We start from the raw sequence: 16240 nt of genomic DNA on the forward strand, positions 1-16240 counted from the left end.
GAAAAAGGTTTACCTACTTCAAATCACATACCAACACATACTATAAAAGAATCGGAATTATGAATGATTCGAGTAGATAAACCTATAATGTTTAAACCTTATCTTTATAAGACTGAATCGTTTCTAAGAATTTAGGGCAATAATGTTTAAGTTTATAACTACCTACCCCATCTATAACTATCATATCTTGTTTCGTTTCTGGTTTACGTTTCGCAAATTCTTCTAATGTATAATCAGAGAATATACTTACTGGCGCGATGTTCAATTTATCACTTAATTGCTTGCGCACTTTAATCAATTCATCAAATAAGGCACGATCAATACCTTCAACAGTATTAATACTAACCTTTTCTCTAGCTTTTTGTTTAAATGGTGTCGTAAATACAGATTTTTCACCACTTAATACTGATTTAACCGTTTTATCACAGATTAAAACACCATCTTGTTCATTTAAAAAGCCCTTAAAACGGAGTTCATCGATAAGATGATGACATTCACTTGTTGTATACATCTTCATAAGTCCAAACGTCGTCACCTTATCAAATCCGGAATGCTGAATGTAATCAGATGTTTCACCACGTAGGACTTGAATAACGGTATTATATGTTTCCTTCTGACCAAGTCGACAGATACAACTAATAATTTTCTGAGCTTCTCTTGTCATGTCGTAAGTCTTATCTTGCTTTTGACAATTGCTACACTGTCCACACTCTTCTAGCTTTTCATTAGGTTCAAAATAATGCACCAAAGTCGCTTCTAGACATTTCTTTGTCTTTGTGTAATGCATCATCTTAGTGAGCTTTTCACCCATGCGCTCTTTATAATCTTCGTCGGCTTGAGACGATTGTATAAAGAACTGATGTAGCCCAATATCACGGTCGCTAAACATCAAGATACATTCACTATCAAGACCATCTCGCCCTGCACGACCAGCTTCTTGGTAGTAACTTTCTAAATCACCTGGCATGTTATAGTGAATCACGTAGCGTACATTTGATTTATCGATCCCCATACCAAAAGCGTTCGTCGCAACCACAACATCGACATTATCAAACACGAAGTCATTCTGAGCTTCTTCACGTTCCTTATTTGTCATACCAGCATGGTAAAAGATTACACGCACATTTTCTTGCTGCAAAGCTTCATAAATTTCTTCAACTTGCTTTCTCGTTGAACAATAAATAATACCTGATTGTTTATCGTGTGCCTTAACATAATCAATCACGAATTTTTGACGTTGATAAGTTGGATTCACCTTGAAAATGAGATTTCGACGCTTCGTACTTGTTTTGACAAGGTTCTTTCGGTCAATTGTAAGACGCGACATAATATCCTTCTCAACTTCATTCGTCGCTGTCGCAGTTAAAGCAACAATTGTAAATGCTTGTGGTAGTGATAATACTTTATGTATAACTTCTTGGTAACTCGGTCTAAAATCATGCCCCCACTTAGAAATACAATGCGCCTCGTCAAATGCAATGAGTTTAATATCAAGTTTTCGAATCATATTCATGAAGTAATGTTGTGAAAAGCGCTCAGGTGCAATAAAAAGAAATTGAATTTCACCTTGTTTCAGTGAAGCTTCAACTTCTTTTTGCTGTTGTTGCGACAAACTACTATTTAAATAAGCAGCTTTAATACCTATTGCCTGTAATTGATCCACTTGGTCTTTCATCAAAGAAATTAGCGGACTAATCACGAGGGTGATGCCGCCTTTCATTAACCCAGGGATTTGATAGCAAAGTGATTTACCGCCACCAGTTGGCAGTACGCCAAGGGTATGTTCATGGTCCATTACTTTTTCAATGATTTCTCTTTGGCCCGGTCGAAATGACGCATAACCAAAATAATGTGATAATGTTTCCTCCATAATATCCCTCATTAATTTAATAATTCTTCGAGTTCACTCCATCTTGTGATGTCATTATCATACGTTTCTTCTAAAATTTCTTTTTCTTCATTGAGTTCTTTAATTTTCGCATAATCGTTACCCGCTTCAATCATCTCACTGTCAATCGCTTCAAGACGTGCTTCAGTTTCATCAATACGCTCGATTAACGTTTCATATTCACGCTTTTCCTTATAAGATAGTCCAGATTTCTGTGGCTTAGACTTTGTATGTTTGACCTTGTCACGGTCACGTTGTGCTTGCGCTTCATCTTCAACAGCTTTTTTATAAGCGAGATAATCATCAAAGTCGCCAATAACTCGTTCTATTTGACCATCGTGTATATACCAATACGCTTTCGCAACCTTATTTAAGAAGTATCGGTCGTGGCTAACCGTAATTACCGTGCCACCGAAGTCCTCAATGTATTGCTCTAATATCGTAAGCGTTTCTGTATCTAAATCGTTCGTAGGCTCATCGAGCAGTAATACGTTCGGTTGATGCACAAGTAAGCGTAAGAGATACAGACGCTTTTGTTCGCCACCAGACAGCTTATAAACTTTCTTACCATGCGTCGAACTCGGAAATAGAAAGCGTTCCAGAAGCTGTGTAATGGATACATTCGTGCCATCCTTTTGCTTAGCGACTTCACTTTCTTCCCTTAAGAAATCAATCATACGTATATCACGGTCCAAACGCTCATCCGTTTGTTTGAAATATGCCACTTTTACCGTCTGACCAATTTTAAGGTCGCCATCAAAGTCCTTATCCTCACCACTTAATATATTCAACAACGTCGTCTTACCAACACCATTCGGTCCAACGATACCAACACGTTGGCCGCTTTGCACAATCTCTGAAAAGCCCTTAAACAATGTTTTATCTTTAATCGATTTTGATACATCTTCAAGTTCGTATACTTGTTTACCAAGTCGTGAGTACGCGAGGTTCAATTCACCACTACGTTCTTGCGTGTGACCTTTAACTTGAGATTCTAAGTCTTTAAAGCGTTGTTTACGCGCTTCTTGTTTCGTCGTACGTGCTTTTACACCGGCGCGCATCCACTCTAATTCCTTTTTATAAAGTGACTTTTCTTTGTCACGTTGTTCTGCCTTAATACGTTCATTCTCAGCACGCATCTCTATGTATGATTCATAATTACCAGGATACGTCGTCAGTTGACCTTGATTTAAATCAACGATACGTGTCGCCACTTCATTTAAAAAGTAACGATCATGCGTCACGAAAAGCACAGTATGCGGATATTGCTTTACAAAGTTGATAAGCCAATGAATTGATTCAAAATCTAAATGGTTCGTAGGCTCATCTAATAATAGTAAGTCTGGCATTTCGATTAACGACTTCGCAAGTGTAACACGCTTTTGTTGGCCACCTGACAAGGCGCCTACTTTTTTATCAACGTCATGAATGCCAAGTTTAGTTAAGATCGTTTTAATTTCAGCACTGTAGTCCCATGCATTTAATTGATCCATGTCGTTTTGCGCTGCCATCATCTCGTTAAGCGCTTCATCTGTCATCACATTACTATAATGCTTCGTCGCTTGTTCATAACGTTTAATCGCGCGCATCGTCTTTGTGTCTACGTCCATGACCGTTTCAAAAACAGTCTTATCGAGATCTAAGTCTTGCTTTTGAGCTGAGTAGCAAATATTGTAGTCTTTAGGGTGTGTGACTGAAGCTTCAAAATCTTCATCTAAGTTCGCAATCACTTTAAGTAATGTACTCTTACCTGTCCCATTAATGCCAACGAGTCCGATTTTCTCATGTTCTGAAATTGATAAATTAAGATCATCAAAAATCACTTTATCTGCGTGCATTTTCTTTAAATGTTCGATTTTATATGCTTCCATAATAATTTCATCCTTTTATTTCACAATACTTACATTTACTGGTAGACTTAATTCAGTTCTATATATTATACATCTTTTTACTAATAAATGATAGAAGGAGACTTTGTAGATGCAAGAATTATTCCAAAGTTTGCCACCTTACATACAAGCACTTTTCGCAGGTATCGTAACGTGGTTATTAACTGCACTTGGTGCGGCTTTTGTATTCTTTTTCAAGAATATTAACGATAAAGTCTTGAGCTCTATGCAAGGTTTTGCGGCAGGCATTATGATAGCTGCAAGCTTTTGGTCTCTTTTACAACCAGCAATCGACTTTGGTAATGGAAGTCCATTCTCATTCGTACCTGCTGCCATTGGTTTCTTATTAGGCGGTCTCTTTATACGTTCACTAGACTTAGTGATTCCGCATATGCATCGTAATACGAACGATAAGAGCCAAGTTAAAGAAGGTATGAAGTCAAGTTTAGATAAAAATATATTACTTGTACTAGCAATAACGCTACATAATATTCCTGAAGGTTTATCCATCGGGGTTGCATTTGGCGGCGTTGTTACAGGAAATTCACATGCCACATTATTAGGCGCACTCACTTTAGCAATTGGTATCGGTATTCAGAATATCCCTGAAGGTGCTGCCTTATCTATGCCAATCCGTGCTTCAGGCGCTTCTAAAATGAGAGCCTTTAACTACGGACAAGCATCTGCTATTGTAGAACCTATCTTTGCGACAATTGGTGCTTTAGCGGTTGTATTCATAACGCCAATGCTACCATATGCATTAGCTTTTGCTGCAGGCGCAATGATATTTGTGGTTGTAGAAGAACTCATTCCAGATTCACAAAACGGTAATAATACAGACCTTGCGACAATGAGTCTCATGATTGGCTTTACCATTATGATGATTCTAGATGTTGCCTTAGGTTAAAACATGAAAGGACGTGGGCGCTATGTAGCGACACGTCCTTTTTAGTATGCGTTAATTCAGTTTATTCACAAAGTGATAGAATTTAGTGAGATCAGTTAATTGACGGTTGCACGTTTGGCTATCATAACAAATATAATCGCCCTTCTTCGTATACATCCCGTCACCCGATTCCTTACTTTTATGCAAGAATAATGACACCTTACTCTCTTTATTACATATCGAGCAAAAGCCCTTAACCGTTTTCGGCGATAGCTCGCCGTAAAATCCTTTCAATTGATCTGATTCATCATAGTACAACATGTAACGACGGTTTGATGACGGATCATTCCAACCTAGAAAGGTTGAAGCTAATAAATCTTCAGAGCTAAAGTTTGGAACCTTAAGCTTCTTAACTTTTCGAAATTGCTTTTCAATCTGCTTAGATGACGGCATTTGAAAAGGAATGACATATTGGCTAACGACGTTTAAGACTTTCTCAATCTGGTATTTAGATAATTTGATATCCTTGAGCGTTTCAAGGGATGCTTCAAGTTCAGGCGTAACAGCTTCAAACACGTTACGAATATTATGAAGCACATCCGCCATTTGGTGCTTAACCGTTTCTGGGTCGTTAACGGATTTGTAGATATTATGCAGTTGATACATTTGTTCCGCGATATAGTGATATTGGTAAGGATAAATTTGTTTCGTCATGATTCATTTTCCTTTCTTTTAGTTGTGTTGGAAAAGATACCTTGTAGGAAAAGAATCTGCTACAAAGTACCTTAGTTATGGTGCTGTACTTTGCAGTATTAAACTTGAATCGTTAAAACGAATCATAATATCAACTCCCTCTTGAGTTTCAATATAACATATTTCATCGGTTCTCTTGGTTTAAGCGGTTTGTAACATTTATGTCGTTGAATGTTCAGACTTTGATATTCGGTCAAGCTTTGTTGATTGGGTTTGAGATGTGTTGAGACTTGATGACGGTTTCACCATCAAGTTTGAAACGCCCTGAAACTTGATGACAGTTTCGCCATCAAGTTTGAAACGCCCTGAGACTTGATGACGGTTTCGCCATCAAGTTTGAAACGCCCTGAGACTTGATGACGGTTTCGCCATCAAGTTTGAAACGCCCTGAGACTTGATGACGGTTTCGCCATCAAGTTTCAAACGCCTACCGCAATAGCGACTTCGCTTAATTCTACTCAAAATCACACCCGTAATCCCCCATCCAACCAAAAAAGAACCGAAACGCTTGAACGTTTCGGCTCCTTATCGAATTTATGAAAAAGTTGTATTATTTTTGATTACCATATTCGCCTGCTTTGTAATGGTAATTAGATGGTTTGACTTTATCAAAGTCTTTGTTGTCGTAGAATCTGAATAAGTCACCATTTAAGATTTTGTCACTGATTGATAAGTCTTTTTCCACTTGTTGCTTATCTGATTCAAGTGATTTAGGTTCTTCTTCAAGTGGTTCATTTGTCTTCTGATCGTATGCTTTACCGTTAATATATTGATACTTATCAGTTACGAAGTCACCATTTCTGAATGGTACGACTTGTTTATGATCCTTAGATAACATATCTGTACCTAGCATAGCGTAATTCTTAGAATCAATACCTAATAAGTGTAGCATTGTCGGCATAACATCGATTTGGCCTGCGTATGTTGGGTCAACTTGACCTTCCATACCAGGAACTTTTAGCCAGAATCCTGTGCGGTTCAGGTCAGAGAATTTGGCTGGTGTGATTTCTTCACCTAAAAGTTTTTCCATTGCTTTGTTATGATTTTCAGAAATACCATAGTGGTCACCGTAAATCATAATCACTGAATCATCGTATAAGCCTTTTGCTTTTAGTTCGTTGATAAACTGTTCAAGTGATTCATCTAAATATCTTGCTGTTTGAATATATCCATCAACAGTTGAGTCACCCGTGTTTGGCTTTTCAATTGAAGCATCTTGAGGGTTTAAAGTAAATGGATAATGGTTTGTTAACGTAATTAAGTGCGAATAGAACGGTTCTTTTTCTTTCGCTAAATATTCTGCTGATTTCGTGAAGAATTCTTTATCTTTAAGTCCTAAGTTTTCTAAGTTCTTAGGTGACATATCGTAGTAAGTTGCATCGTAGAACTTATCGATACCAAAGTGTTTATAAACTTGGTCACGGTTCCAGAACGTTTTGTAGTCACCATGCATCACGTTAGATGTGTAACCTTGTTTTTGGTTCATGATAGCTGGTAATGATTGATACGTGTTGTCTCCTTTTAATGAAAAGGCTGAACCTTGAGGTAAACCATATAAACTGTTGTCCATAGTGAACTCAGCATCTGATGTTTTACCTTGACCAGTTTGGTGATAGAAGTTTGGATAATAACGGTACTCGCTATTACCTGATGATAATTTATTTAAGTAAGGTGTTACTTCTTCACCGTTCACTTTTTTATTGATCAAGAAAGTTTGGAAACTTTCTAAGTGAATTTTGATAACATTTTTGCCTTTAGCTTTACCGAAGTATTCCATATTCGGTTCTGCGTTCTTTTGTTTTGTGTAGTTTAAAACTTCTGTTAAGTCATCTTCTGATGCTAAAGCTTTTTGTTGTTTGTTTTGGACTGTTTTAACACCGTCATACACTGTGAAGTTATATGGTCCTAAATACTTAACTAAGTATTTATGGTCGAATGTACGTGTTAATAAGTCTGGACGATCTGTTTCAGCAAAACTTAAGTTTAAGAAGAATAATGCTACTGAAACGGCCATCACAACTGGGATAAACTTTTTGCTGAATACGCGCTCGCTTAACCAGTCACGTTTGAAAAGTAATACGAATAGATAGAATAATGTATCTAAGAAATACATGAAGTCATACCATTCGAAAGAAGCTGTAACGGCACCGCCCATGGATTCAACGTTACCTGCTTGGTTTAGCGTACTAAATGTTAGGAAATCCGAGAAGAATCGGAAATACACAACATTCGCATACAGTAGGAACGTAAGTAAAAATCCACCAATGAATAACAACCAGTATGCTTTCTTACCTTTAAAGAATAAAAATATACTTAAAACTAGGGCGATTAAACTATATGGGTTCATGAGCAAAATCAAGTTCTGCACTAAACCTTTGACGCCCAGAGAAAAGTCAACGTAATAAGCAAAATATGTCTTCAAAGACAAAGTTAATACTGTCAATAAGAAGAACATAAATACACTTATTTTCTTTTTCTGTGTACTCATGATTGTAGCCTCCATTTAATCATATTCATTTGTCCAAGTTTCATTTATCGTTTATTTACAAAGTTATTGTCAAATCAATCTCAGTTACATATAAAGGGTTATATGTAACATTTCTGTAATATTCTATATTCAGTACAATATATAAATATATAGGAACAAGTGAAATATTTCAAGCGAAACCACCTGTTTTTAAAAATATTTTTCACGCTTAAATTTAACTTCATATTCAATTAAAATTAAATTAATAATAGCCTTAGGATTGATTTAAAGAAGTTAATATTTAATCAATACAAACTGAAATCTATTATACACCTTGCTTCACTAAAAGTTTTCAGTCTTAAGGTTGATATCCATCTCAATATAAAAAAAGTGGACCTCGCGACTTTTCAAAACGCAGATCCACCTTATCAAATATTTAATTGGTCATGTTAAAGTAAAAAGCGTCTTCAAAGTGTCGTTTACGAACGTTTAATTTCGACGTCGCCACCTAAATCAACATCGCGTTTCTTCATTAAATATCATTACACGCATGTCCACGAACAACGACGCGATCGCTTCAAACTTACGCACCTTCTCACAACACGAAATCCAACTCCGTTACGATTTCACAACTTTAGCCATTTCTTCCTGCATCTTAAACTCAATACAATGGAAGAGTTGGTTTACCCATCGATCATACTTAATCAGATTCTTTTCAGCCTGCTCGATATCAATATACTGGAATTTAAGCTTAGCACCTTGTGGCTTTTGCGAAATTTTAGAGATATGATAACTCGCGACCGTGCCTAGCTGCGGATAACTTCCCAGCGTATAGTGATCGTTGAGTAAAATGATTGGTGTACCGTCACGTTTAACTTGAATAGAGCCGCGTTTAACCGCTTGATGCGGCGGCATATCATCGTAATAAGCTTTTATAGGCACACCATCAAGTACGATACCAACGCGGTTTGCTTTACTCGTAAGCTTATATTCATTTGTTGTAAATTGCTTTTTAGTCGCTTCTGTAAAATCTTCAGCGCCCTTACTTTTTATAACGTGAATCACGTCTGAAAGATAATTGAGACTTAACGTATAACCATCTACGCCCCAAGTAGCTTTCTTGGACTTTTCAAGATTCTCAAAGAGTTTATGATGGCGTTCGTTATAATCACGTTTCATATTAATTTCATCGCCAGCTTTCAATGTACGACCATGGAAGCCACCGAGCTTAGAAATCATGTCTGTTGATGTGGAACCAAGCCATGTGTCGAGTTCAAAGCCACCTGCTACAGCTAAGTAGGCACGCGTACTTTTCGTATGGTCGGTAAATGTAAGGACGTCGCCTTTTTCTAAGCGATATAATTTAGAAGGATAAATCGACATGTCGCCTACGTGGGCTTTAAAATGCGCACCAGTTATCGCGATTAAGGTTGGTTCTGTAAAACGAATACGTGCCATCTTATGCGTCATTTCAAGTGTTGCTTCGTTTTTATCATTGCCAACTAATCGGTTCGCAATTTCATGCGCAAGTGAATCTAATGCGCCGCTTGCGATAATACCTAAATGTTCATATCCTTTGCGACCTAAATCTTGAAAACTTGAAAATAGGCCACCATCTTCAATTATGATTGACATGGCTTAAAGCCCCCTAATTCTATATCTTTTTGAGAAACCGCTTTGAAAGACACCATATCGCCAACTTTTAATACAGTTATCGATTCGCTTGAAGGATCGAATAATTGAACTGGCGTATAGCCAACAACAAGCCAGTCACCATACGTATCATTCGTTACGATACCGCACTTTTGACCTTCAATAATGACAGACCCTGCTGGAATAAAGCGCTTGTGAACACCAGTTTGTCTCGCGTAAAGTTTGGAATCTAGCCCCGTTAAATAAGGGAAGCCTGGTGAATAACCCATCATCGACACGAAGTAGCGATTCTCAGTATGTAATTGCACAAACTCACTTTCAGTTAAATGGTTCGCATTAAGTAAATCTTTAAGGTCAGGACCGTACGTGTCGCCATAGACAACAGGAATTTCACACACGTCTTGGTGTTCAGTTTCTTCAGATTGAATATCCATGTCCTCAATTAAAGCCTTCATATATTTAAATGGTGATTCAATATCATAATGCTTAATCATATTCGTCGCGTCATAAACGACTAGTAAATCGGATTCAGTCGGCACGATTTCGATAATAAACGGTAAATGTTTAGCACGTAGCGCTTTACTTAACTTGATTAAATCTTCAGTTGTTGATTTAGAAACATCTCCGTCTAGTGAAACGACGATAGCTAAATCCCCTTGACTATAGACTTTCATCAGGTCATCTCACCTTTCCTAATTGTAAAAGCCACCGAGTAGCCTTATCATAATTTTCACGATTGCATGCATAAATAAGTAAACTGTAAATATCAATATGAGTGATGTTAGCACCACTACAATATATTTCAAAGGTTGATAAGATGTGTCCAATTGCTTATACACAAAGTGACGTAGCAGAAATGTCATTGCAATAATACAGAATAGATATACAAATACCATAACCGTCACCCTTTAAGCTCTAATTTAACATCAACCATTTCTCTTAAACTGTTCAACATATAAAGTTTTACTTTATGTTGTTTTATTTTATCTATAATTTCAGTAATTGTATAGTTTCTTTCCGTGATTTTTTTATCATTTAATAGTGCCTGGCGCATACACCCATTTAGAAAGTCCCCTTCATACACAGGCGTATATACGTTTTGATCCTCTTCAATCGCAACGTTACCGATATTAAATTCAAGCACCTTGTCGTTAGCATCATACAACAAGATTAAATCCGTCGGTTGATCGAAAGCAAGATGTGCCCGTTCAGACGTCTTATACGTCCGCTTCCAAGATGCCACGTTCTCGTTCAACTCTCCGTACGTTGCTGTTAAGTATGCCGTTGGTTGCATCCTTTGAAAAGCACTTTCAAGCCTACCATCCTGATCGAGCGTCACTTTCAATCGATATATCGCATCATCTTGTATTTGATTAAGAACCGCTTCAACCTCAGATTGAAATGCTTCTTCTTGAAAAGGTATGTCAAAATAATGTGCCGCTTGGCGGATTCGTCTTTGATGCAAGTCGAACCTTGGAATATGCTTATCTTCAATGCGCATCGTTTCAATTACATGCATATTAAATCCCCTTTAAAATAGACGTTTTAGCTTGGAACTCATCATACTCATTATTCGGGTCAGAGTCGATTGTAATACCTGCACCGACACCATAAACGGCTTCATCATATATATATTGTACCGTTCGAATCGGTACGTTGAAGATCATTTTAGTGTCAGGTAATAGTAAACCGATTGTACCGCAGTATGCGTGTCTAGGTGTTTGCTCAAGTTGATGAATGATAGACATTGTATTTATTTTAGGTGCACCTGTAATCGAACCGCACGGGAATAGGGCTTTTAAAATAGTGTGTAAAGAAGTCCCTTGACGCAACGTACCTTTCACGATGCTCGTCATTTGATAGACCGTCTCGAATGTTTCGATAAAGAATGGTAAATCGACGTCTATCGTACCAGGCTTAGCAATGCGTGATATATCATTGCGCAATAGATCCACAATCATGACGTTCTCGGCACGGTCCTTTAACGACTGCGCTAACGTATCATAGTTCGCTTGGTCAGTTTCAGGCGAGGTACCCCTTGGCATCGTACCTTTCATCGGACGACTTAAAATTGTATTGGGTTGATTGTCGTACGTCCCCTTCTGGAAGAATAATTCCGGTGAAATCGATGCTACCTTAACGTCATCCGTATCAATCATGACGGTGTATGACCCGTGACCACCTTCGCTTAAGGCGTGATAGATGTCTGCGATACCTTGTGAAATCGGTCTACTTAAACGCGTCGTATAGTTTACTTGGTACGTGTTACCTTCCGTGATTTCACGTTGTATCGTTTCAATGCTTTCTATAATAGAAGCTTTCGATGCCTTGAATTGGAATTGGCTGTCCGAACTTGGCGTTGAAACCGTATTGGCCTGCGTATGTTGAACAGGTTCCTTAAAGACGTAGCATGCCCCGTACACCGAATCAGACGGCTCGTAAGTGACGAGGTCTGAATTGAAAGCTGGTGCTGCTTCGTATGGTAAATATACCACCACGTAAAAGCCCTGTCGTTGATAGTCTTCAGCGAAATCAATCATTGGGCATACCTCATCTTTAGAACGCGCGATGAACGATGCATCGGGTTGTTCAAATTGGAATTGGTATGTTGAATGCGTGTTAGGACTATTTAAATATTTATAATTAATGTTGACTGACATGTGACGCACCTACCTTCGCTAGAAAAAGTCGTATTTGCTCGTGACCGTACGCGCTTAAATAGGATTCAGGGTGATACTGCAAGCCGTATATCGGCAATGATTGATGCGAGACAGCCATGGGCACATCCTTCTCATTTGAAGCACAGATTTGTAGCGGTTCGCGCACAGAGTCACGCTTCGCCATGAGTGAATGGTAGCGCATCACTTCGAACCCTTGAGGCAATCCTTGGAATAGGACTTTTCCTGAATGGGTAAGCGATGTCGTGTGACCATGGACAGGCTTCTCGTTGTGAACGATGTCGCCACCATAATACGAAACGATGAGTTGAAAGCCTAGACAAACGCCTAATATCGGCACACGCGTTTCATAATGGGATAAAAGATCGAATAGAATGGGATAGTCTTTAGGCGTCTTCGGGCCAGGAGAAATAATAAGGGCCGAGATATCCCAAGTCTTTAATGTGTTTAAATCAATCGCATCAACGTCGATAACCTTCAACGGTCGTGTTGTTTCGGTTGAAACATAATCGACGAGATTATATGTAAATGAATCTTTATTATTAATTATAACTATCATTGTCATACGCTCTTTTCTATAACACTTTATAACCATTATCCCAAATTGCGACTTGCTTTTACAATGGTAATGTATTATTCTTAGGAACGGACAAATAAATGATGAGAGGTTCCTAGCTCATACCCTCTATAAAAAACTAGACTTACATGATGACATGCATTCAACTCGTTTTTTATATATAGCCTGGGACTTTAAGTCTCAGGTTTTTTTATTTCATTTTTAAAAGATATGTAAAAAGGAGTCTGTTAAGATGACTAAAACTTTAAATAAAGATAGAGCGATCGTCGTATTTAGCGGTGGCCAAGATAGTACGACGTGCCTTTTCTATGCGAAACAAAAATATGAAGAAGTGATACTTGTAACATTTGAATATGGACAACGTCATGACAAGGAAATTGAAGTCGCGAAGGCGATTGCGAAAGAGCAAGGTTTAGAACATCACGTGTTAGATATGTCGTTATTATCTCAACTGACGCCTAATGCTCTGACGAACCATGATATGGATATCGAGACGAATGACGATGGGATGCCAAATACGTTCGTACCAGCACGTAATTTACTCTTCTTATCATTTGCAGGTGCGCTGAGTTATCAACTTGATGCGAAGACAATTATAACGGGCGTTTGTGAAACGGACTTCTCTGGCTATCCAGACTGCCGTGATGCATTTATTAAATCCATGAACGTGACGTTAAACTTATCAATGGACCAAAATTTCGTCATCGAAACGCCTTTAATGTGGTTAGATAAGAAGGAAACATGGGCGTTAAGTGATGAGCTTGGTGCACTAGATTACGTACGCAATAAGACGTTAACGTGCTACAACGGCGTTATTGGTGATGGTTGCGGCGAATGCCCTGCTTGTAAACTGAGACAACGCGGTTTAGAACAATATATAAATTCAAGAGGTGAAGCGTAATGTTTCAACAAATGTATCCGAGCACGAATCATCCGTATCAATTCGAGCTCAACAAAGACTTTAACTTCTCAAGCGCACACTATATTCCGAGCGAAGACGCAGGTAAATGTATGCGCACGCACGGTCACACATACTTCGTTAATTTAACGATTGCAGGCGATGAACTTGATGACACAGGCTTTCTTGTCAATTTCAGCGCGTTAAAAGCATTGGTACACGATCAATTCGACCACCAACTGTTAAACGATTTAGATATCTTCCACGGGAAAAGCCCTTCAACCGAAATGGTCGCAAAGACGATTTACGATATGGTTGCTGAATATTTACGTAAACGTCCGAACCAACCTAAGTGTGTACAAGTGTTTGTTAGAGAAACACCTACAAGCTACGTGATTTATCGACCAAAGGATGTTGAACATGGCTAAAATACCTGTACTCGAAATTTTCGGCCCTACGATCCAAGGCGAAGGACGCGTCATCGGTCGTAAAACAATGTTTGTAAGAACGAGTGGTTGTGACTTCCGTTGTAGTTGGTGCGATTCAAGTTTTACTTGGGACGGTTCAATGAAGGACGACGTACACCTTATGACAGCTGAAGCGATTTATGATGAACTAAAAGCAATTGGCGGCGACTGTTTTAATCACGTTACGATTTCAGGCGGTAACCCTGCTTTAATTAAAGGTATTCAGGAACTTGTAGACCTTTTTGAGATGAAAGGAATTGAAACTGCGCTTGAAACTCAAGGTTCTAAATTCCAACCGTGGATGCGCCAAATTAACGACTTAACGATAAGCCCGAAACCACCTAGCAGCGGTATGGACCAAAACTTAGACATCCTTAAGGCAGTCATCGCGCAATGTAAGAAGGAAACCGTTAACCTTAAGGTAGTTATTTTCGAAGAGGATGACTATGAATACGCTAAAATGATTCACCATACTTTCCCAGTCATTCCGTTTTACTTACAAGTAGGTAACCCTTATTTAGAGGATGACGTTGATAACCATACGATGAAATTGCTTGAACGCTATGAAAACTTAATCGACCGCGTTATGAAAAGCGACGACATGAACAATGTGTATGTCTTACCACAGCTTCACACACTATTATGGAGCAACAAGAAAAGCGTCTAGCTCGAGGATAAAGTTTTTTATAAATATCATATAGTTTGATACACATATTAAATGCTTGTAAACACAACTACTGTTATAATAATACAATGAACAAATGAGATAGGAGCCGAAAATGATTGTAATCTTGATAATTAACATCTTAGTTGTGTGTTTTTCGCTAATGCTAGATTTGTGGATCCACCAATACCAACACTTCTACTTCAGTACAATCGTACTAGCGATTATGATAAATGCTTTAATCAATTTAGTTAGTTTAGGCACATTCGATTTTATTACAAATACGACCACATTAATGCTCATAGCATGGTTTATCGTGCAGAAATATGTGGAGATTCATACACATCGCTATGTTGTTAATCATCAAAAGTTTATTGCAGGCATACTTGCTATGATGTTTAGCCTGTCTTTACTCATCACTTTTCAAACAAGCGAAGATTCATACTATATGTCACTACCATATTTAGCACCAGCCATTTTTATATTCGGTGCCATTATTTTATTTCTTTCAAAAGCACCATCGAGATACAAAGTAGCTTTATACCAGAAACTTAAACAGCCCGCTTTCGTCGGAACAATTGTCATTATCCTATCATTTAGCATCATGACAATTTTAACACCGTTCTGGTTCGTATTCTTAATCATCCATGCACTCTTAATTACATACCTCCTTTGGCAAAAGACCTTTCAAATCTAACTAGGATTATGAATAAAAGGAATGGGTATATATTTTTAGATAGAAAAAATGGAAATTGTTAGGAGGGCCAACATGTTCGGATTTATCTTGATGCTCATTGTTGGTGGCTTAATCGGTTGGTTAGCTGGTGTTATCTTAGGAAAAGATATCCCTGGCGGAATCCTAGGTAACATTTTAGCTGGAATTGTAGGTTCAGCTATCGGCGCTAAGTTATTAGGTCACTGGGGTGAAATCGCTGGTATTCCCGTAATTCCAGCACTTATTGGTACAATCATTCTAATTGTCGTAGCGTCTTTTATTCTAAATCTTTTACGTGGAAAAAACTAAGCCTAATTGAACGAAGAAAGCACCCGCAACGTTGATACGTGAGATCAACATTGCGGGTGCTTTTATGTTTGTATAGATTTGTAGGTTTACGTGCGCGCGCCGGGGCTGGTGCTAGTGTTGTTACAGCCATGTGGTAATAGCACTTGGCTGTAAGGTTGGATTTAGAGCCAAGTGGTTGACTCACTTGGTTGTTATTTCGGTTTAAGAGCCATGTCGCGACCTCACTTGGCTCTTATTGCGGGTTTACAGCCTTGTCGCGACTCCACTTGGCTCTTATCGCGGGTTTACAGCCATGTCGCGACTTCACTTGGCTCTTATCGCGGGTTTACAGCCATGTCGCGACTCCACTTGGCTCTTATCGCGGGTTTACAGCCATGTCGCGACTTCACTTGGCTC

Annotated in this window: 15 protein-coding genes; 6 read left to right on the forward strand and 9 right to left on the reverse strand. The window is 38.4% G+C overall.

The window, feature by feature from the left end; translation table 11 throughout:
• Positions 1-91: 91 nt before the first annotated feature.
• Together recQ and A33S_RS0105955 are read right to left on the reverse strand one after the other, a co-directional pair.
• On the reverse strand, positions 92-1870 hold the full coding sequence (recQ, locus tag A33S_RS0105950) for a DNA helicase RecQ (RefSeq protein ID WP_009383111.1): 1779 nt from the start codon (positions 1868-1870) through the stop codon (positions 92-94).
• A gap of 11 nt (positions 1871-1881) precedes the next feature.
• The gene (locus tag A33S_RS0105955; protein WP_017176642.1) at positions 1882-3759 is read right to left on the reverse strand and encodes an ABC-F family ATP-binding cassette domain-containing protein; all 1878 of its coding nucleotides are present in this window, start codon (positions 3757-3759) and stop codon (positions 1882-1884) included.
• 109 nt (positions 3760-3868) lie between these two features.
• Here A33S_RS0105955 and A33S_RS0105960 point away from each other — a divergent pair, with 109 nt between their 5' ends.
• Positions 3869-4684: a ZIP family metal transporter gene (locus A33S_RS0105960; RefSeq protein ID WP_009383113.1), complete on the forward strand. Its 816-nt coding sequence runs from the start codon at positions 3869-3871 to the stop codon at positions 4682-4684.
• Positions 4685-4735: 51 nt separating this feature from the next.
• On the opposite strand, the gene A33S_RS0105965 is transcribed toward A33S_RS0105960, so the two are convergent.
• The 7 genes from A33S_RS0105965 to A33S_RS0105995 all read right to left on the reverse strand — a co-directional run bounded on the left by A33S_RS0105965 (position 4736) and on the right by A33S_RS0105995 (position 12773).
• Entirely contained in the window at positions 4736-5377 is a 642-nt protein-coding gene (locus tag A33S_RS0105965; protein ID WP_009383114.1) for a FusB/FusC family EF-G-binding protein, read from the reverse strand.
• 589 nt (positions 5378-5966) lie between these two features.
• Positions 5967-7904, reverse strand: coding sequence for a polyglycerol-phosphate lipoteichoic acid synthase LtaS (ltaS, locus tag A33S_RS0105970; protein ID WP_009383115.1), 1938 nt, complete (start codon positions 7902-7904; stop codon positions 5967-5969).
• 597 nt (positions 7905-8501) lie between these two features.
• Positions 8502-9518 carry a 5-oxoprolinase subunit C family protein gene (locus A33S_RS0105975; RefSeq protein ID WP_009383116.1) on the reverse strand — a complete coding sequence of 339 codons (1017 nt, stop codon included), beginning with the start codon at positions 9516-9518 and terminating at the stop codon, positions 8502-8504.
• The gene (locus A33S_RS0105980; RefSeq protein WP_009383117.1) at positions 9506-10210 is read right to left on the reverse strand and encodes a 5-oxoprolinase subunit B family protein; all 705 of its coding nucleotides are present in this window, start codon (positions 10208-10210) and stop codon (positions 9506-9508) included. The genes A33S_RS0105975 and A33S_RS0105980 overlap by 13 nt, the downstream gene beginning before the upstream one ends.
• Positions 10211-10437: 227 nt before the next feature.
• Positions 10438-11055 carry an aminotransferase class IV gene (locus tag A33S_RS0105985; protein WP_009383118.1) on the reverse strand — a complete coding sequence of 206 codons (618 nt, stop codon included), beginning with the start codon at positions 11053-11055 and terminating at the stop codon, positions 10438-10440.
• Between the two features lies 1 nt (position 11056).
• On the reverse strand, positions 11057-12196 hold the full coding sequence (locus A33S_RS0105990) for an anthranilate synthase component I family protein (RefSeq protein ID WP_009383119.1): 1140 nt from the start codon (positions 12194-12196) through the stop codon (positions 11057-11059).
• A complete protein-coding gene (locus A33S_RS0105995) occupies positions 12180-12773 on the reverse strand; it encodes an anthranilate synthase component II (protein WP_009383120.1) in 594 nt (197 codons plus the stop codon). Before A33S_RS0105995 ends, A33S_RS0105990 begins: the two co-directional genes overlap by 17 nt.
• A 250-nt stretch (positions 12774-13023) precedes the next feature.
• Here A33S_RS0105995 and queC point away from each other — a divergent pair, with 250 nt between their 5' ends.
• From queC to A33S_RS0106020, 5 genes are all read left to right on the forward strand, one after another.
• Positions 13024-13692 (forward strand): 7-cyano-7-deazaguanine synthase QueC, encoded by a 669-nt coding sequence (gene queC / locus A33S_RS0106000; protein ID WP_009383121.1) that lies wholly within the window; start codon positions 13024-13026, stop codon positions 13690-13692.
• Entirely contained in the window at positions 13692-14117 is a 426-nt protein-coding gene (gene queD, locus A33S_RS0106005) for a 6-carboxytetrahydropterin synthase QueD (protein ID WP_009383122.1), read from the forward strand. Before queC ends, queD begins: the two co-directional genes overlap by 1 nt.
• The gene (gene queE, locus A33S_RS0106010) at positions 14110-14823 is read left to right on the forward strand and encodes a 7-carboxy-7-deazaguanine synthase QueE (protein ID WP_009383123.1); all 714 of its coding nucleotides are present in this window, start codon (positions 14110-14112) and stop codon (positions 14821-14823) included. Before queD ends, queE begins: the two co-directional genes overlap by 8 nt.
• A 160-nt stretch (positions 14824-14983) precedes the next feature.
• Complete coding sequence (locus A33S_RS0106015) at positions 14984-15517, forward strand: hypothetical protein (RefSeq protein ID WP_142382102.1); 534 nt, start codon at positions 14984-14986, stop codon at positions 15515-15517.
• 72 nt (positions 15518-15589) lie between these two features.
• Entirely contained in the window at positions 15590-15844 is a 255-nt protein-coding gene (locus A33S_RS0106020) for a GlsB/YeaQ/YmgE family stress response membrane protein (protein WP_009383125.1), read from the forward strand.
• The last annotated feature ends 396 nt before the right edge of the window (positions 15845-16240 follow it).

This window comes from Staphylococcus massiliensis CCUG 55927, from assembly GCF_000298075.1.
GTDB classification, from domain to species: Bacteria; Bacillota; Bacilli; order Staphylococcales; family Staphylococcaceae; genus Staphylococcus; species Staphylococcus massiliensis.